Origin of the sequence: Achromobacter sp. D10, from assembly GCF_035282245.1 — a bacterium.
Lineage (GTDB): Bacteria > Pseudomonadota > Gammaproteobacteria > Burkholderiales > Burkholderiaceae_B > Achromobacter > Achromobacter insolitus.
The window spans coordinates 187,933-205,656 of record NZ_JAYJLE010000003.1; the positions used below are offsets into that span (position 1 = coordinate 187,933).

The following is a 17,724-nucleotide window of genomic DNA, read 5'->3' on the forward strand; positions in this document are numbered from 1 at the left end:
GACACTTAGGGGAGTCTTAAGTCGGGAAAACCACCTTCACGCGCAGGCCTTCGCCCGTGGGTGTGTCCAGTAGCTCGATCGAGGCGCCGTGCCGCTCGGCGATGGCACGCGCGATCGCCAGTCCCAGGCCGCTGCCGTGCTGCGCATTGCCTTCCACGCGATAAAAGCGGTCGAACACGCGCTCGCGTTCTTCCCGCGCGATGCCGGGGCCTTCGTCGTCGATCAGCAACGCGGCCTCATGGTCGGCCTGCTGCAGGTGGAGGTGGATGCGCTTGCCGGCGGGCGTGTACTTGACTGCGTTATCCAGCAGGTTGCGCACCAGCAGGGCCAGCGCGTCGCGCTGTCCTTGCACCCATGCTTGCGGCGCGCCGTCCAGGTCGATGCTGATCGACTTGGCGTTCGCCTGGGGCAGCATTTCGGACAGCGCCTGGCGCAGCACGTCGGCCAGATCGACCGCTTCGGAAGGGGCCTGTCCGGCCGCGCTCTCGTGGCGCGCCATGGACAGCAACTGCTCCACCAGGCGTGTGGCGCGGTCGATGCCGGCGGCCAGACGCTGCTCGGCCAGCCGGCGGGTGTCCGCGTCGCCCGCGCGCTGCAGTGCCTGCAATTGCAGGCGCAGCGCAGTCAGTGGCGAACGCAATTCGTGCGCCGCGTCACCCACGAATTGTTTTTGCTGTGCGAAGGCGCCGCGCATGCGTTCCAGAAGCAGGTTCAGCTCCTGCATCAGGGGGCGGATCTCATCCGGCAGGCCTTGCACGCTGATGGGGGAGAGGTCCTCGGGTTGGCGTGCGGCGACCTGTGTGCGCGCGCGCTTCACGGGCCGCAGCGACCAGCTGACCACGCACCAGACGATCAGCATGAGCAGGGGCGCGGCGGCGGCGATGGGCGCGATGGTGCGCAGCGCCAGCGCACGCGCCATGCTCGTGCGTACGTTCATGTCCTGCGCCACCTGGATGACCTGAAACGGGGTGGCCAGCGAATACACGCGGTAGGTGCTGCCTTCCATCTTGGCGTCGGAAAAGCCGAGCACGATCTGGTCCGGCAGCGGGCGGCGCGAGCGGGAATTGAAGACGCGCACGCCGTCCGGTGTCCAGATCTGGATGATCAGGTCGTCGGCCACGGGGGAGCCCGCCCCGCGGGCGTGCGACACCCCGGTGCTGAGCAGTCCGTCTCCGGTGCCCAGGGACAGGGCGGTGCGCTGCAGCAGGGAGTCGAAGATGTCGTCCGCTTGCGCCAGCGTGCTGCGGTAAGCGATGGCGCCCTGCACCAGCGCGCCGATCACAATGGCGGCCAGCAGGAAAAAAAGCAGCCTGGCTCTCAGGGAGTAGCTAAGCGGAATGCTCATGTTTTGGGGATGACATAGCCGACGCCTCTGACGTTCTGGATCAGGTTCGGACCCAGCTTCTTGCGCAGGCCATGAATATAAACCTCAACCGCATTGCTGCTGATGCTGTCTTTCCAGCTGTACAGCTTTTCTTCAAGTTGGGCGCGCGAAAAGATCATGCCCGGACGCGCGATCAGCGGTTCAAGCACGGCCCATTCGCGGGCGGTAAGCGTGACGGGGCTGCCGTCCACCATGGCGGCGTGGGACTGCGGGTCTATGGTGATGCCTTCGTGCTCGAATACTGGTTCGGCGCGGCCGGCGCTGCGGCGGATCAGCGCGCGCATGCGGGCCAGCAATTCGTCCACGTCGTAGGGTTTGACCACATAATCGTCGGCGCCCGCATCCAGACCGGCGATCCGGTCGCTCACGGCGTCGCGGGCAGTGGCGATCAGCACCGGCGTGCGGTCCTTGCGCGCCCTCAGGTCGCGCAGCAGTGACAGGCCGTCGCGCTTGGGCAGGCCCAGGTCCAGCAGTATGAGGTCGTAGGTGTCGGTGCGCAGCGCAAGTTCCGCGGCGTTGCCGTCCTTGACCCAATCGACGGCGTAATGTTCCGCGCGCAGGCAGTCCAGCACGCTCTCGCCTATCATGAGGTCGTCTTCGACAAGAAGAATACGCATGGTGGTGTTCGCCAGGATGGTCCAGCAAGTTGGACGCGAGGCGACGCGCGGGAGTTCCCGCGGCGGGCAGGGCGCGGAAATGAAAAAAGCAGCCCGAGAGGGCTGCTTTTTGGAATCTGGTGCCGGCAATAGGAGTCGAACCTACGACCTTCGCATTACGAATGCGCTGCTCTACCAACTGAGCTATGCCGGCAAGACCATTTGCTTCGTTCCCGCTTGGAATCGTCCAGGGCTGGAACCGCAAGCAAAACATCTTTGTTTTTCCGGTTCGCTGCCCTGATTTTTGGGGCCCGATCTGGAAAGACCGAGATCATATCAGAGTTTTTTGGCGATGGGCAAGCAGGCGTGCAAAATGCCCCGAAAAATTTGCGATTTGCACAGTTCAAATTTTTAGTTCATAATCTCATTTCTTAGCAGTTCCCCGATAGCTCAGTCGGTAGAGCGACGGACTGTTAATCCGCAGGTCGCTGGTTCGAGCCCAGCTCGGGGAGCCAAAGAATTCAGGGTCATTCACGCAAGTGAATGGCCCTTTTGGTTTTTGTCGGCATCGGATTGGCGGACGTGGAAGATCGGACATGGAAGGCGACAGGCGCATCGGCGTGACGGTGATTTCCGGTTTCCTGGGCAGCGGCAAAACGTCGTTGCTCAACCGGCTGCTGCGAGATCCCGCTTATGCGGACGCGGTGGTCATTGTCAATGAATACGGCGAAGTGGGCGTCGATCACCACTTGGTGCGCCAGGCTCGCGACAACATTGTGCTCGTCGAAGGTGGCTGCCTTTGCTGCGTCGTCAGTGGTGCGGTGGTCGATGCGCTGCGCGAGCTGTTCATGTTGGCGCTCAGCCGCAAGATCAGGCCCTTTCGACGTGTGCTCATCGAAACCAGCGGGCTGGCCGATCCTGCTCCCATCCTGTTTACTCTCAAGCACGACCGTTTCCTGGCTGAGCGGTATGTGTACCGGGGCGCGATCGTCGTGGTGGATGCGCGCAATGGGCTGGATCAGCTAGAGCGGCAGCCCGAGGCTGCGCGGCAGTTGGCCCTGGCCGATGTCGTGGTGATCAGCAAGCCGGATCTGGCGGATGCCGCCAGCCGGGATCGGCTGGCGCAGGCTGTCGCCGCCATCAATCCGGGGGCGCTGGGTTGCGTGCAATGGCCTGATGCGCCTCTTGCCGGTGCGCTTCGCGCGGATCTGGATATGCGGGGCCGGCGCGATGGCGTGGGTCTCGCGAACTGGCTGCGGCCCTTCGCGCAGCCCCGGGCGACAGGGCATGGAAACGTGAGCAGTTTTTCCCTGATATTGGCGGTGCCGCTTGGGCGCGCGGCCTTTCTCGCGGGCGTGTCCCGCATCCTGGAGGAGCACGGCCAGGATTTGCTGCGGATGAAGGGGCTGGTGTGTTTCGATGGGGAGCCGCTGCCGTGCGAAGTGCATGGCGTGCATGGCGAGCTCTATCCGGTGCGTCGCCTTGATCAATGGCCGGATGCGGATCGGCAGTCGCGCCTCGTGTGCATCCTGCGTGGTTCGGATGCGGCTGGAGTTCACGCTTCCGTGTGCGCCGCGCTGGGGCAGCCTGTTCCCTGACTGCCTGCGCCGGATTGCCCGGCCCTGCCTGCATCCTCTGGTTGGCGGTCTCGATTTTGGTGTCGTCGTTGCACCAAAATACGTTATAACCGGAGCAGTCTGGTGCAAGAATCGAGACAATCATGGATCGTCTGAAGGCCATGCAGGTATTCGTGGAGGTCGCTGACAGGGGCAGCCTGTCGGCGGCGGCGATTCATCTGGACATGTCGCGCGCCATGGTGTCGCGCTATCTGGCGGAAATGGAGCAGTGGGTCGGGGTGCGCTTGTTGCATCGCACGACGCGGCGTCTGAGCCTGACGCCCGCAGGCGCTGAAACCCTGCCGCGCTGCCGGCAGATGCTCGACATGGTGGGTGATCTGCGCAATGCGGTATCGACTCCTGATGACAGCCCGCGGGGGCTGTTGCGCATCACTACCAGCATGTCGTTCGGGTCCCGCCATCTGGCCAGCGCCATCACCGACTATGTCAAGCTGCATCCGGGCACTTCGGTGGACCTGATGCTGGTCGATCGCGCTGTCAATCTGGTGGAAGAGCGCGTGGATCTGGCGGTGCGCATTACGAATGACCTGGATCCCAACCTGATTGCCCGCAAGCTCGCCGTCTGCCGTTCGGTGGTCTGTGCTTCGCCGGAATATCTGCAGCGCGAAGGCGTGCCTGCGCGTATCGAGGATCTGTCGTTGCGCAACTGCCTGACTCATTCCTATTTCGGCAAGAGCCTGTGGCGATTTGAGCGAGACGGCGAGCCGGTGGATGTGCCAGTCAGCGGCAATATCAGCGCGAACGAGGTGTCCGTGCTGTCGCGCGCGGCGGTGGAGGGGGCGGGGATCGCCATGCTGCCGACGTACTACGCTGCGGACTACATTGCGTCGGGCCGTTTGCGGGCCATCCTGACGCAAAGCAAGCCTCAGGAATTGGGTATCTACGGCGTTTACGTCTCGCGCCGTCAGATGCCCTTGATCTTGCGGTCCATGCTGGATTTTCTGGTGGCTCGCCTTGAATCCACGCCGTGGGACAAGCCTGCTCCGTAGTTTTCGCGCCTCGGATGACGCCGTCCAGGCTTGAGGGCGGGGTATATGGCGGTATAATCACATTACTGCTTGAACATGCTTGGCGCGGTGGCTTCGGGGGTTTTCCGGCTGCCGTATGCAGCGGACTGGCGTCCGTCGCGCATGTGGTCTTAGAAAATATCCAAGAATCGTGGTTGCGGCCCGAAATGGGGCGCGGCATCGCGGAATCGGTTTCCGTGTGCACCGGGGGAGCGTGTCGGGTGTGTGGTTTGCGGCGGTCTGTTCGCCGTCCACGGAGCCCGATCCTTGAAGATTCAGGTCCTTGATATCGATTGCCGCAGGAAGATAACGCCGGTTTGCTGGCGTGCTCCGCAGGCTGGTCGGCGATTTGTGCCGGCTTTTCCAGAATTTGCTTGAGTGTTTGCTGCGCGGGTCGTGGCAGGCATTCCGCCCAATCCCGATTGGCGCGGTCGTTTCGGCGCATGCCCGGGATACGTGTATCCGGGGCGCGTGGCGGTAAACACAGGAATCCAGTGAGAAATTCGCAAACCCACGCTATCTTTTGCTGGCGAGCCGCCCAGGCCGTCGGTGCGGCGGTGGGTGCCTGTGCGGGCGTGCTGGGCGGGCGGGCGCTGTCGGGTTTGCTGTTTTCGCAAACTTTTACCGGCGCCGCAAATGAAAAAGGCCCGGCGCATTCGCCAGGCCTTGATCAATTTGGTTGCGGGGGCAGGATTTGAACCTACGACCTTCGGGTTATGAGCCCGACGAGCTGCCAGACTGCTCCACCCCGCGTCTGAGAAATGAATAGTAGCCTTATTTTTAACCTAGCGCAAGTTAGCCCTTTTGAATTTGAATGTCGATGAACGATAGCGAGGCAATACTCGTATTGGAAACCGCGCTGCTTTGCGCGGCGCAGCCGATGCAACTGTCCGATATGCGCAAGCTATTCGGGGACGATGAACAATTCGATAACAGTGCGTTGCGCACGCTTCTGGAGACGCTGCAGGCCAATTGGGCCGATGGTGGTCTGGAGCTGGTGCAATTGGCTACCGGGTGGCGCTTTCAGAGCCGTCCGCGCATGCAGCGCTACCTGGAGCGCCTCAATCCGGAAAAGCCACCGAAGTATTCTCGCGCGGTGATGGAAACGCTTGCCATTGTTGCGTGGCGCCAGCCGGTGACTCGAGGCGATATCGAGGATATCCGCGGCGTCACGGTGTCTTCCCAGATCGTGAAGGCGCTCGAGGATCGCGGCTGGATCGAGGTTATCGGCCACCGCGATGCGCCGGGCCGGCCTGCCTTGTTCGGCACTACCCGTCAGTTTCTTGATGACCTGGGCCTGCGTGCTCTGGACGAATTGCCTGCGCTGGAGTCTGCTCAGGCGGCTGCGGCGCTTGCCGGGTTGGACTTGGGCGAAGTGCAGCAGGTGATGGGCACGGAAGAGCCCCTGGCTCCGGGCGAGGGCGACGCGCCCGCCGGGGATGGTGCAGCGGCTGCGGAGCAGTCCGAGGCCACCGCCGGGGATGAGGCCGTGGTCAGGGACGAGGCGGTTACGGAGGGTGAGGCTGCTGCCGAGGGCGAGCAGGCTTCCAAGGGCGAAGAGGCTTCCGAAGGCGAAGAGGCTTCCGAAGGCGAAGAGGCTTCCGAAGGCGAGGCATCCGCCGTGGCGCAAGAAACTGACGAGGCTGGCTTGAGTATTCCGGTTGCGGAATTGTCTGTTTCGGAACAGGATGTACCCATAGCCCCCGTCGATAGCGTAGAATCCGTGCTTTCGCGCACAGAAGAAGGCGCGGATCCCGCAGACGAACTCACCGTCCGGGAGCAAGCCGAAGGCTTGTCCAATACGTCAGCCATGTCCGGTTTTCCCGACGACGCGGCTGACAACGACATTTCCGATATAGCCGCCGATGCCCTAGAAGCCGGTGCTGCAAAGGAAAGCGTCGAGAACGCAAAACACGCGGAACCGACCGACCCGATTGACGAGACCGACACCGTGGCGCCTGACGCCGCCGGGCATGAGCCCGCTTCCGGTCTTGGCGATCCTGTTCGGCCTGGCCCGGATGCCGCCTCTCCGGAATCGGACGAGGCAGGTTTCGAGCGGCCCGAGGCCGACCGAGAGCCGGTGTCCCCAGATGATGAAGAGCCTGCCGCAGGCAGGCCCACCCAAGTTTGAAATTCGGAGCTGTCCCAGTGACAACGAATACAACAATGCAGGACGACAATCCCCGTTCGGATGATCCCGTTTCCAACGGCCAACCGGAGTCCGCCGCGCGCGAGCCGGCGGCAGAAGGCGAGGCGGGTGCCCGTGGCCGCGGCCGCAAGTTGAGAACGCCGTTCCGCCGCCGTCGCGGCGATGCCGCTGCCGAGCAGGCGCCGGCGGGCGAAGCCCAGCCTGCAGCGCCGGCAGCCGTCCAGGCCGAACCCCAGGAATCCCGCGGCACCGAGCAGGAAGCCGAGCAAGCGTTGTCCTATCTGGAAACCGCTGACCGCATGGAGCAGCGCCTGGGTAAGTATCTGAACAGCGATTCGGTCATGCCCAAGCTGCACAAGGTGCTGGCCGACGCCGGCATCGGTTCGCGCCGCGAGATGGAAGAGCTGATCGTCGCCGGACGGGTTTCCGTCAACGGCGAGCCGGCCCATATCGGCCAGCGCGTGGCGCCCAATGATCAAGTGCGCGTCAATGGCAAGCCCATCATGCGCGTGAATACGAAAAAGCCGCCGCGCGTGATCCTGTATCACAAGCCGGCCGGCGAGATCGTCAGCCACGACGATCCGGGCGGTCGCGCCAGCGTCTTTGCCCGCCTGCCCAAGCTGCGCACGGGCAAGTGGCTGTCGGTGGGGCGCCTGGACTTGAACACCGAAGGTCTGTTGATCTTCACCACTTCCGGCGACATGGCCAACCGCATCATGCATCCGCGCTACGGTACCGAGCGCGAATATGCAGTCCGCGTGTTGGGCGAAATGGACGAAGCCCAGCGCCAGTCGCTGGTCGATGGCATCGAGCTCGAAGACGGTCTGGCCGCGTTTGGCGCGTTGGACTACCTGGGTGGCGATGGCAGCAACCGCTGGTACCGCGTCACGCTGCAGGAAGGCCGTAATCGCGAAGTGCGCCGGATGTTCGAGGCGGTGGGTGTCACGGTCAGCCGGCTGATCCGCACGCGCTTTGGCGACGTGGTCCTGCCGCGCACGCTGCGCCGCGGCCGTTGGGATGAATTGGATCCCTCCCTGGTTACGGCGCTGATGGTCCAGTTGGGCCTGTTGCGCGATGACGACGAATCTGGTGGCAATCGCCGCCGTTCCAAGCAGCCACAGTCCCATGACAGCGCCTTGCCCCCGGGCTTTGGCACCATGGATCGCAATGGCATGAATGGCGCTCGCATCGGCCGCCGCGGCAAATTGCAAGGTGGCCGCCTGGGCAGCGCGGGTCAGGCAGCCGCGTGTCCGTCGGACCCATTCGGCACGGGCTTGATGATCGCAGGCGGCTATGCCAACGGTCATCCGCTGTCGGGAGAGGGGGCGGGTGGTAATCGCAAGGGCGGCAAGTCCGGCGGCCGTTCGGCGGCGCCTGGTGGCCGTTCGGGCGGCAAGCAAGGCGGCAAGCCGGGCGGTAAATCGGGTGGCAAGCCGCGTGGTCCGCGTGCTGCGGCAGCCGGAGGGCAGCCTGGCAATGTCGCATCGGCCGAAGTGGGCGCTGGCAATGCGGCCGAAGCGCCGGCGGGCAATCGCCGGCCGGCGGGCGGCAAGCCTGCCGGACCTCGCGGCAACGCTGGCCGTGGCGGCAAGCCGGCGGGTGCTGGCGGCGGCCGGGGCGGTAACAAGTCGGCCGGCTCCGGCAATAAGGGTCCGGGTGCTGGCGGCAAGCCGCGCGCGCCCCGCAATGCCTCGTCCGCCCCCCGCGGCGATGACTGGCAACCGCGCGGCGCATCCGCGCACGAATCCCGCCTGGGCGTGATGGGCGGGCGTGGTCGCCAGGGGCGTTGAGCACCTCCGGGCGGCGCGCTGGCCGCGCCGCCGCGTGGGATATGTCCCACATAAACGTAAGCCCGTGAGGAATCAGGCGTTTTTCCAGTTTATCTGGTAAAATCAATGGTTTTCATGGCTTCGTGTCGTTGCCGTTTGCGTGCCGCAGGGCCGCGCTGCATTGCAACTGTGATTGCAAGCGCGGGAAAAAAGCGCGGGACAAACTGCGGCAATTACGCGCAAAAGTGCGTCGGCGGCAGCCTGGCGGTTGGCATCGGACTTTGCGCCAGATGCCGCCTGGTCCGGATTGCGGACCGGGGCGGCGGGTCAGGACTGGCCTGGGGCGGCGCAAGCCAAATTTAGGTCGCAATATAGGGCACTGCCCAGCATTGCTCCTTACGTGCAGTAGGGTAGCGGCTGGGCGCTGTGCAATACGGTGGGCTGGGCGTGCAGCCCATTTTTTTTGAGTATATGGCTGATTTATTCGCATTGACCAAAGAGGCTCTGGCCGGCATGGACGTCGAACTCGTGGACGTCGAGCGTGCCGCCCTGGGCCTTTTGCGCGTCACGATCGATCGGGTCGGCGGTGTGCGCATCGAAGACTGTGAACAGGTGTCCCGCCAGTTGTCGCGGGTGTTTGAGGTCGAAAACGTCGACTACAAACGGTTGGAAGTCGGTTCGCCGGGCGTGGACCGCCCGTTGCGCAACGAGGCCGATTTCCGGCGCTTCGCAGGCGAGCGCATCGAAATCAAGCTGCGCGAGGCATTGGACGGCCGTAAGGTCTTTGCCGGCACCCTGTCGGTGCCCGAAGACGACGCCGCAGCCTCCGACGCGGCCGCTGGGGTGCAAAAGACCGTGTTCGGTCTCGAATTTGAGGCAAAAAAGAACGAAGTCCAGGTGTTGAATTTCACGGTCGATGATATCGAACGTGCAAAACTGGATCCCGTTCTGGATTTCAAGGGCAAAAAGCGATGAGTCGCGAAATTCTTCTGTTGGTCGATGCCTTGGCGCGTGAAAAGAACGTCACGCGCGACGTCGTATTCGGCGCGCTGGAAAGCGCGTTGGCCTCGGCGATGAAAAAGCGCTTCAAGGATGATGCGGACATTCGTGTCGCCATCGATAGGGACACGGGCGATCACGAAGGCTTCCGCCGCTGGCTGGTCGTGCCTGACGAAGCTGGCCTGCAAGAACCCGACAAGCAGGAAATGCTGTCGGACGCGCAGGAAATCGTCCCCGGCATCAAGGAAGGCGAATACATCGAAGAGCCGCTCGAACCCATCGAGTTCGGCCGCATCGGCGCGCAGGCCGCCAAGCAGGCCATCCTGCAGAAGATCCGCGATGCCGAGCGCGAACAGGTGCTGAACGACTTCCTGGATCGCGGCGAGACCATCGTGTCCGGCACGATCAAGCGCATGGACAAGGGCGACGCCATCGTCGAAACCGGCAAGATCGAAGCGCGCCTGCCGCGCTCCGAAATGATCCCCAAGGAAAACCTCCGGGTGGCCGATCGTGTCCGCGCTTTTGTGTTGCGCGTAGACCACGCCGCTCGTGGCCAGCAGGTGATCCTGTCGCGCACCGCGCCGGAATTCATCCGCCAGCTGTTCGAGAATGAAGTGCCCGAGATCGAGCAAGGCCTGCTGGAGATCAAGGCCGCGGCCCGCGACGCCGGCGTGCGTGCGAAGATCGCCGTGGTGGCATACGATAAGCGCATCGACCCGATCGGCACCTGCGTGGGCATGCGCGGTTCGCGCGTTACCGCCGTGCGCAACGAGCTGGGCGGCGAACAGGTCGATATCGTGCTGTGGTCGGAAGACCCCGCGCAGTTTGTCATCGGCGCCTTGGCGCCGGCCAACGTCGAGTCCATCGTCGTTGATGAAGACAAGCACGCGATGGACGTCGTGGTGGACGAAGAAAACCTGCCCAAGGCCATCGGCGCCAAGGGTCAGAACGTGCGCCTGGCTTCCGAGCTGACCGGCTGGCAGATCAACATCATGACGCCGGAAGAAAGCCTGAACCGCCAGGAAGTCGAGCGGTCCGGCCTGCGCACCACGTTCATGAGCAAGCTGGACGTCGACGAGGAAGTCGCAGACATCCTTATCGACGAAGGTTTTACCGGTATCGAGGAAATCGCCTACGTGCCCATGCAGGAACTGCTGGAAATCGAGGCTTTTGACGAAGACACCATCAATGAGTTGCGCGCCCGTGCCCGCAATGCGCTGCTGACCGAGGCGATCGCCCAGGAAGAGCGCCTTGAGACCGCGCAGGATTTGCTTGAACTCGAAGGCATGACGCCCGAGCTGGCTGCCAAGCTGGCCGAGCGCCAAGTGCATACGCGTGATGATCTGGCTGAACTGGCAACGGACGAACTGGCGGAAATCGCCGGTCTGACCGAACAGGAAGCCAGCGATCTCATTATGCGTGCCCGCGCCCATTGGTTCGACGAAGAATAACCAAAAGGACACGGGTCCGCGGCGGGCGGAATGCCATCCGCCGCGAGTTCACGTTGTTTGTAATAGCTGCATATAGGGAAGAGAGAGCCTAATGTCGAGTAATACCGTCGCGCAGTTCGCTACCGAGCTGAAAATGCCTGCCAATGTGCTGCTGGAACAGCTGCGCTCGGCCGGCGTTGACCTCAAATCGGTCGACGATTCCGTCACCGACAGCGACAAGGCGAAATTGCTCGAATCGCTGCGTCGCGCCCACGGCGCGACCGAAGGCAAGAAGATCACCCTGACGCGCCGCCAGACGTCCGAGATCCGCCAGGCCGACGCCACTGGCCGTTCGCGCACGATCCAGGTCGAGGTGCGTAAAAAGCGCGTGTTCGTCAAGCGTGATCCCTCCGAAATCGCCCTGGAACAGGCCGCGTCCGCGCGTGCCGAAGAAGAGGCCGCCGTCGAAGAGACGCCGCTGGTGTCGGCGCCTGCCGCCGCGCCCGAGGCTCCCGCCACGGCCGCTCCTCGCGAGGCCGCTCCCGTCCAGGCCGAGGCTGCAGCCCCGGCCAAGGCGGAAGAACCCGTTGCTGCAGAAGCGCCCGCGCCGGTTGAAGCGCCCGCTCCTGTTGAATCCGTCGCGGCCGAAGCGCCCGCACCCGTCGAGGCGAAAGCCGCCGAAGTCCAGGCCCAGCCTGAACCCGAACCGACGCCCGCGCCTGCTCCTGCCGAGCCCGTGGCCGAAAAGGCCAAGCCCGAAGTCAAGACTGAATCCACCGAGCCCAAGGCTGAAGAAGCCAAGCCGGAACCCGTTGTGCTAGCCAATAAGTCCGAACCATCTTCCTCCCAGGCCGCCGCGCCTGTCGCCCAGGCTCAGCCTGCCGCGAAGTCCGAACCCGTCAAGTCCGCCGCGAAGCCCGAGCCCGCCGCGCCCGCCGTCAAGGTGGGCAATCGTGCGGACAACCGCCGCGCCGGCCCGCCTCTTGCCGCCTCCGCCACGTCGGCGGCTCGCGACGAGGCTCGCCGCGCCGCCGAGGCCGAAGCCGCCGCGCTGCGCGAGATGCTGAACCGCCCGCGCAAGGTGCTGCGCGCTCCCGAGCCGGAAGCGCCCGCCGCCGCGGCGCCGATTTCGGGCACGCTGCACAAGCCCGCCGGCAAGCCGGGCGCCGCTCCTGGCGCCAAGAAGGACGCCAAGCCCGCCGCGCCCGGTGCGAAGAAGACCATCAAGACGGCCGAAGTCGCTTCGACCTGGTCCGAGGACTCCTCGCGCAAGAAGCCCGCCGACAAACCGGCAGCCCCGGCCAGCCGTGACGGCTGGCGCGCTGGCGGCAAGGGTGGCGGCAAGGGCGGCCGAGGCGGCCGCAACCAGCAGAACGATCGCCGCAGCGAACCGGCACCGCAGGAATTCATCGCGCGTGAAGTCCACGTGCCGGAAACCATCAGCGTGGCCGACCTGGCCCACAAGATGTCCGTCAAGGCCGCCGAGGTCATCAAGCAATTGATGAAGCTGGGCCAGATGGTCACCATCAACCAGGTGCTGGACCAGGAAACGGCCATGATCGTGGTCGAGGAACTCGGCCACGTGGCGATCGCCGCCAAGCTGGACGATCCGGAAGCCTTCCTGGACGAAACCTCCAACGTGTCGGAAGCCGAACAGCTGCCGCGCGCGCCGGTCGTGACCGTCATGGGCCACGTCGACCACGGCAAGACGTCGCTGCTGGACTACATCCGCCGCGCCAAGGTTGCCGCGGGCGAAGCCGGCGGCATTACGCAGCACATCGGCGCCTACCACGTTCAGACCGAACGCGGCATGGTGACCTTCCTCGACACCCCGGGCCACGAAGCGTTTACCGCCATGCGTGCCCGCGGCGCCAAGGCGACTGACATCGTCATCCTGGTTTGCGCGGCCGACGACGGCGTGATGCCTCAGACCCGCGAAGCCATCCACCACGCCAAGGCCGCAGGTGTGCCCATGGTCGTGGCGATGACCAAGATCGACAAGCCCACTGCCAACCCCGACCGCGTCAAGCAGGAACTGGTGGCCGAGGAAGTGGTGCCGGAAGAATACGGCGGCGACGTGCCGTTCGTGTCCGTGTCGGCCAAGACCGGCGAGGGCATCGACGATCTGCTCGAGAACGTGCTGCTGCAGGCCGAAGTGCTGGAACTGAAGGCGCCGGTCGACGCGCCCGCCAAGGGCCTGGTGATCGAAGCCCGTCTCGACAAGGGCCGCGGCCCGGTCGCGACCATCCTGGTGCAAAGCGGCACGCTGCACCGCGGCGACGTGGTGCTGGCCGGCGCGAGCTTCGGCCGCGTGCGCGCCATGCTGGACGAAAACGGCAAACCCATCCAGGAAGCCGGTCCGTCGATCCCGGTGGAAATCCAGGGCCTGACCGAAGTGCCTGCCGCCGGCGACGAATTGATGGTGCTGTCCGACGAGCGCAAGGCGCGAGAAATCGCGCTGTTCCGCCAAGGCAAGTTCCGCGACGTCAAGCTGGCCCGCCAGCAGGCCGCCAAGCTCGAGTCCATGTTCGACAACCTCGGCGAAGGCACGCAGACCCTGGCCCTGATCGTGAAGACCGACGTCCAGGGTTCGCAGGAAGCGCTGGTGCAGTCCTTGACCAAGCTGTCGACCGACGAAGTGCGAGTGCAGGTCGTGCACGCGGCCGTGGGCGGCATCTCGGAAAGCGACATCAACCTGGCCATTGCCTCGAATGCTGTCGTGATCGGCTTCAACGTCCGCGCCGAAGCCAGCGCCAAGAAGCTGGCCGAGACCAACGGCATCGACGTGCGCTACTACAACATCATCTACGACGCCGTGGACGAAGTTAAGGCAGCCATGTCGGGCATGCTGGCGCCCGAGAAGAAGGAAGAAGTCATCGGCTTGGTCGAGATCCGCGAGGTTTACAGCATCTCCCGCATCGGCAATATTGCCGGTTGTATGGTGCTGGACGGCCTGGTGCGTCGCGATTCGCAAGTCCGCCTGCTGCGCAACAACGTGGTCCAATGGACCGGCCAGCTCGATTCGCTGCGCCGCTTCAAGGACGACGTCAAGGAAGTCAAGTCGGGCTTCGACTGCGGCCTTACGCTGCGCGGCAACAACGACATCCAGGTGGGCGACCAACTGGAAGTCTTTGAAATCAAGGAAATCGCGCGTACGCTGTAAGGCGTCCGCGAGGCATTTTTTCTAATGAGCCGTCACAAGTCCAAAGCCATCCCCGGCCGCAATCTGCGGTTGGCCGACCAGATCCAGAAGGATCTGGCCGGGATCATTCAGCGCGAGATCGACACGACCCGCGCTGGACTGATCACGCTCTCTGGTGTGGAACTGTCGACCGACTACGCGCATGCGAAGGTGTATTTCACGGTTTTGGGTGCTGAGCCCGAAGCCGCGACCGCCTTGCTGAACGAAAAAGCCGGTTGGCTGCATTCCCAGCTGTACAAGCTGCTGCACATACATACTGTCCCCACTTTGCGCTTCTTCCACGACGAGCAAATCGCCCGTGGCATCGAGATGTCGATCCTCATCGACCGCGCAAATCGGCCCGGCCCGCACTCGGGCGTGCCCGACGAACCTGAAGACCAGTCCTGATCGGGCTGTCGTCACTGCTTTAAAACCGGATTCCGACGATGGCTAAACGACGCGGGCTTACGCTCGACGGTGTGCTGTTGCTCGACAAACCCGTAGGTTTGTCGAGTAATCACGCCCTGCAACGCGCCAAGCGTGCCATGGACGCGGCGAAAGCCGGCCATACGGGCACGCTGGATCCCTTCGCCACCGGCCTGCTGGTGTGCTGCATGGGCCGCGCAACCAAGATTTCCGGCGCGATGCTCAACGCCGACAAGGCATATCGCGCTACGCTGCAATTTGGCTCCGAAACCGATTCGGGCGACCTGACCGGCAATATCGTTTCTACCGCCGAGCCCGGGTTTACGGTGGATGAACAGGCACTGCGCGACGCGCTGTCACGATTCTCGGGCACGATCGAACAGATTCCGCCCATGTATTCGGCGCTCAAGCGCGACGGCAAGCCTTTGTACGAGTATGCGCGCGCCGGCATCGAGCTGGAACGGCCGCCGCGCCAGATCACGATTTACCGCATCGAACTGCTGTCCTTGAACGGGACGCAGGCAGAGATCGATGTGGCATGCAGTAAAGGCACATACATCCGGACACTGGCCCAGGACATCGGGCGCGTGCTGGGCTGTTACGCCCACCTGACGGCGCTGCGGCGCACGCACGTCGGGCCGTTTTCCCTGGATCGCGCCGTTGCGCTGGATGCCTTGCAGGCCATGCCAGACCCCAAGCAGGCATTGCTTGCATTGAACGAATTGCCGGCGGGCTTGCTGCCCGCCACCTGAACTTAAAGGACTCGCTATGACTCGCGCCTTGCGCAACGTCGCCATCATCGCCCACGTGGACCACGGTAAAACCACCCTGGTCGACCAGTTGCTGCGCCAATCCGGTACCTTCCGCGAAAACCAGGCGGTGGCCGAACGGGTCATGGACTCGAACGACCTGGAAAAGGAACGCGGCATTACGATTCTGGCCAAGAACTGTGCCGTCGAATACGAAGGCACGCACATCAACATCATCGACACCCCGGGACACGCGGACTTTGGCGGCGAAGTCGAGCGCGTGCTGTCCATGGTCGACGGCGTGTTGCTGCTGGTGGACGCGGTTGAAGGCCCCATGCCTCAGACGATTTTCGTGACCCGCAAGGCGCTGGCCCTGGGCCTGAAGCCCATCGTCGTGGTCAACAAGGTCGACCGCCCGGGCGCTCGCACCGATTACGTCATCAACGCCACGTTCGACCTGTTCGACAAGCTGGGCGCCACCGACGAGCAGCTGGACTTCCCGGTGGTCTACGCCTCGGGCCTGTCGGGCTACGCCGGCCTGAACCCGGATGTGCGCGAAGGCAATATGCGTCCGCTGTTCGAAGCCATTCTGGAACACGTGCCGCAGCGCGACGACGATCCCAATGGTCCGCTGCAAATGCAGATCATCTCGCTGGACTACAACAGCTACGTCGGCAAGATCGGCGTGGGCCGCATCAACCGCGGCCGCATGCGTCCCGGCATGGAAGTGGCCTACAAGTTCGGCCCCGAAGGCCAGGGCGGCCGCGGCCGCATCAACCAGGTGCTGAAGTTCCATGGCCTGGAGCGCATCGTCGTGGACGAAGCCGAAGCCGGCGACATCGTGCTGATCAACGGTATCGAAGACCTGGGCATCGGTTGCACGGTGACCGATACGGCCGTCCAGGATGTGCTGCCGATGCTGCGCATCGACGAGCCCACCCTGACCATGAACTTCATGGTGAACACCTCGCCGCTGGCCGGCCGCGAAGGCAAGTTCGTGACCAGCCGCCAACTGCGCGACCGCCTGGATCGCGAACTGAAGTCCAACGTGGCGCTGCGCGTGCGCGATACGGGCGACGACACCGTGTTCGAAGTGTCGGGCCGTGGTGAACTGCACCTGACCATTCTGCTGGAAACGATGCGCCGCGAAGGCTACGAGCTGGCCGTGTCGCGTCCGCGCGTGGTGTTCAAGGACATCGATGGCGTGAAGTGCGAGCCGTTCGAGTCGCTGACCGTCGACGTCGAAGACGCCCACCAGGGCGGCGTGATGGAAGAGCTGGGCCGCCGCAAGGGCGATCTGCAAGACATGCAGCCGGACGGCCGTGGCCGCACCCGCCTGGAATACCTGATTCCGGCTCGCGGCCTGATCGGCTTCCAGAACGAATTCCTGACGCTGACGCGCGGCACGGGCCTGATGAGCCACATCTTCCACGAATACGCGCCGATCAAGGAAGGCTCCATCGGCGAGCGCCGCAATGGCGTGCTGATCAGCCAGGACAACGGCGATGCCGTGGCCTACGCGCTGTGGAAGCTGCAGGATCGCGGCCGCATGTTCGTGAACCCGGGCGATGCGCTGTATGAAGGCATGATCATCGGCATCCATAGCCGCGACAACGATCTGGTCGTGAACCCCATCAAGGGCAAGCAGCTGACCAACGTGCGCGCCTCGGGCACCGACGAAGCCGTGCGCCTGGTTCCGCCCATCCAGATGTCGCTGGAGTACGCCGTGGAATTCATCGACGACGACGAACTCGTGGAAATCACGCCCAAGTCGATCCGTCTGCGCAAGCGCTTCCTGCAGGAAAACGAGCGCAAGCGCGCCGCGCGCGAAGCCGCTGTCTAAATGGCATGAAGCGAAGCGCGGCTCCGCTCCATTGCACGAGAAACCGCAGCCTACGGGCTGCGGTTTTTTTTCGCCAGGCGGGACTATCCGTGCTGGTGCCGGTATTCCTGTGTTCGTCCGCCATATCCATAGGCAGCCGCTCGCGCGTCGATCACGTGGACGTACGAGCAATCGTGCAGTTCACCCAGAATTTCCTGGAACGCTGCATAGATCTCCTTGATGTAACGCGCCTTCTCGGCCTTGGTATTGGTTTCATCGGTGACGCTGATGTCCAGGTGAAAGGCATTTTGTCCCAGTTCGGACAGCGGGCGGCCACCAATGAACCAGCGATCATGGGGGATGTGTTGCAAGGTGATTGCGATGACGGGCAGTTGTTTGCCCAGTACGGATTGGGTCAGGCCAGCCACGGCCTGCACCACGCGGCGGTTGATGGCGTCATCGGATTGGCCGGACAGGTGAACGACGATATGAGGCATGGCGAAACTCCTGTTGTGTGAGAGGACGAAATCAGTTTAGGGGCTGGTTTGACATCGGAAAAGCGGGAATTTACGATT

Annotated in this window: 13 protein-coding genes and 3 tRNA genes; 11 read left to right on the plus strand and 5 right to left on the minus strand. The window is 63.7% G+C overall.

Going from position 1 to position 17,724, the window contains the following annotated elements:
* Positions 1-16 precede the first annotated feature (16 nt).
* From VCS63_RS11085 to VCS63_RS11095, 3 genes are all read right to left on the minus strand, one after another.
* A complete protein-coding gene (locus tag VCS63_RS11085) occupies positions 17-1,345 on the minus strand; it encodes an ATP-binding protein (protein ID WP_063641689.1) in 1,329 nt (442 codons plus the stop codon).
* Complete coding sequence (locus VCS63_RS11090; protein WP_042792579.1) at positions 1,342-2,001, minus strand: response regulator; 660 nt, start codon at positions 1,999-2,001, stop codon at positions 1,342-1,344. The genes VCS63_RS11085 and VCS63_RS11090 overlap by 4 nt, the downstream gene beginning before the upstream one ends.
* 117 nt (positions 2,002-2,118) lie before the next feature.
* Positions 2,119-2,194, minus strand: a tRNA-Thr gene (locus VCS63_RS11095).
* 225 nt (positions 2,195-2,419) lie between these two features.
* Here VCS63_RS11095 and VCS63_RS11100 point away from each other — a divergent pair.
* The 3 genes from VCS63_RS11100 to VCS63_RS11110 all read left to right on the plus strand — a co-directional run bounded on the left by VCS63_RS11100 (position 2,420) and on the right by VCS63_RS11110 (position 4,606).
* Positions 2,420-2,495, plus strand: a tRNA-Asn gene (locus VCS63_RS11100).
* 81 nt (positions 2,496-2,576) lie between these two features.
* Complete coding sequence (locus VCS63_RS11105; RefSeq protein WP_323879732.1) at positions 2,577-3,578, plus strand: GTP-binding protein; 1,002 nt, start codon at positions 2,577-2,579, stop codon at positions 3,576-3,578.
* Between the two features lie 122 nt (positions 3,579-3,700).
* Positions 3,701-4,606, plus strand: a complete 906-nt coding sequence (locus VCS63_RS11110; RefSeq protein ID WP_104653294.1) for a LysR family transcriptional regulator — start codon at positions 3,701-3,703, stop codon at positions 4,604-4,606.
* A gap of 694 nt (positions 4,607-5,300) precedes the next feature.
* Here the strand turns inward: VCS63_RS11110 and VCS63_RS11115 are convergent.
* Positions 5,301-5,377, minus strand: a tRNA-Met gene (locus VCS63_RS11115).
* A 67-nt stretch (positions 5,378-5,444) separates the two neighbouring features.
* On the opposite strand from VCS63_RS11115, the gene scpB reads away from it, so the two are divergent.
* From scpB to typA, 8 genes are all read left to right on the plus strand, one after another.
* Positions 5,445-6,755: an SMC-Scp complex subunit ScpB gene (gene scpB / locus VCS63_RS11120; RefSeq protein ID WP_416379188.1), complete on the plus strand. Its 1,311-nt coding sequence runs from the start codon at positions 5,445-5,447 to the stop codon at positions 6,753-6,755.
* Positions 6,756-6,790: 35 nt separating this feature from the next.
* On the plus strand, positions 6,791-8,563 hold the full coding sequence (locus VCS63_RS11125; protein WP_084738607.1) for a pseudouridine synthase: 1,773 nt from the start codon (positions 6,791-6,793) through the stop codon (positions 8,561-8,563).
* A gap of 450 nt (positions 8,564-9,013) precedes the next feature.
* Positions 9,014-9,517, plus strand: coding sequence for a ribosome maturation factor RimP (gene rimP / locus VCS63_RS11130; protein WP_042796853.1), 504 nt, complete (start codon positions 9,014-9,016; stop codon positions 9,515-9,517).
* A complete protein-coding gene (gene nusA / locus VCS63_RS11135; RefSeq protein WP_042792584.1) occupies positions 9,514-10,992 on the plus strand; it encodes a transcription termination factor NusA in 1,479 nt (492 codons plus the stop codon). Before rimP ends, nusA begins: the two co-directional genes overlap by 4 nt.
* 91 nt (positions 10,993-11,083) lie before the next feature.
* A complete protein-coding gene (gene infB, locus VCS63_RS11140) occupies positions 11,084-14,134 on the plus strand; it encodes a translation initiation factor IF-2 (RefSeq protein ID WP_063961829.1) in 3,051 nt (1,016 codons plus the stop codon).
* A gap of 24 nt (positions 14,135-14,158) precedes the next feature.
* Complete coding sequence (gene rbfA, locus VCS63_RS11145; RefSeq protein ID WP_006388333.1) at positions 14,159-14,560, plus strand: 30S ribosome-binding factor RbfA; 402 nt, start codon at positions 14,159-14,161, stop codon at positions 14,558-14,560.
* 38 nt (positions 14,561-14,598) lie between these two features.
* Entirely contained in the window at positions 14,599-15,330 is a 732-nt protein-coding gene (gene truB / locus VCS63_RS11150) for a tRNA pseudouridine(55) synthase TruB (protein WP_042792585.1), read from the plus strand.
* Between the two features lie 16 nt (positions 15,331-15,346).
* Positions 15,347-17,170: a translational GTPase TypA gene (typA, locus tag VCS63_RS11155; protein ID WP_063641684.1), complete on the plus strand. Its 1,824-nt coding sequence runs from the start codon at positions 15,347-15,349 to the stop codon at positions 17,168-17,170.
* Between the two features lie 83 nt (positions 17,171-17,253).
* On the opposite strand, the gene VCS63_RS11160 is transcribed toward typA, so the two are convergent.
* The gene (locus tag VCS63_RS11160) at positions 17,254-17,646 is read right to left on the minus strand and encodes a tautomerase family protein (RefSeq protein ID WP_042792586.1); all 393 of its coding nucleotides are present in this window, start codon (positions 17,644-17,646) and stop codon (positions 17,254-17,256) included.
* Positions 17,647-17,724 lie beyond the last annotated feature (78 nt).

Coding starts and splice junctions, on each gene's coding strand:
- VCS63_RS11085 (WP_063641689.1), bottom strand. CDS start 1,345: ATGAGCATTCCGCTTAGCTACTCCCTGAGAGCCAGGCTGCTTTTTTTC.
- scpB (WP_416379188.1), top strand. CDS start 5,445: ATGAACGATAGCGAGGCAATACTCGTATTGGAAACCGCGCTGCTTTGC.
- nusA (WP_042792584.1), top strand. CDS start 9,514: ATGAGTCGCGAAATTCTTCTGTTGGTCGATGCCTTGGCGCGTGAAAAG.
- VCS63_RS11090 (WP_042792579.1), bottom strand. CDS start 2,001: ATGCGTATTCTTCTTGTCGAAGACGACCTCATGATAGGCGAGAGCGTG.
- VCS63_RS11105 (WP_323879732.1), top strand. CDS start 2,577: ATGGAAGGCGACAGGCGCATCGGCGTGACGGTGATTTCCGGTTTCCTG.
- typA (WP_063641684.1), top strand. CDS start 15,347: ATGACTCGCGCCTTGCGCAACGTCGCCATCATCGCCCACGTGGACCAC.
- rimP (WP_042796853.1), top strand. CDS start 9,014: ATGGCTGATTTATTCGCATTGACCAAAGAGGCTCTGGCCGGCATGGAC.
- infB (WP_063961829.1), top strand. CDS start 11,084: ATGTCGAGTAATACCGTCGCGCAGTTCGCTACCGAGCTGAAAATGCCT.
- truB (WP_042792585.1), top strand. CDS start 14,599: ATGGCTAAACGACGCGGGCTTACGCTCGACGGTGTGCTGTTGCTCGAC.
- VCS63_RS11125 (WP_084738607.1), top strand. CDS start 6,791: ATGCAGGACGACAATCCCCGTTCGGATGATCCCGTTTCCAACGGCCAA.
- rbfA (WP_006388333.1), top strand. CDS start 14,159: ATGAGCCGTCACAAGTCCAAAGCCATCCCCGGCCGCAATCTGCGGTTG.
- VCS63_RS11110 (WP_104653294.1), top strand. CDS start 3,701: ATGGATCGTCTGAAGGCCATGCAGGTATTCGTGGAGGTCGCTGACAGG.
- VCS63_RS11160 (WP_042792586.1), bottom strand. CDS start 17,646: ATGCCTCATATCGTCGTTCACCTGTCCGGCCAATCCGATGACGCCATC.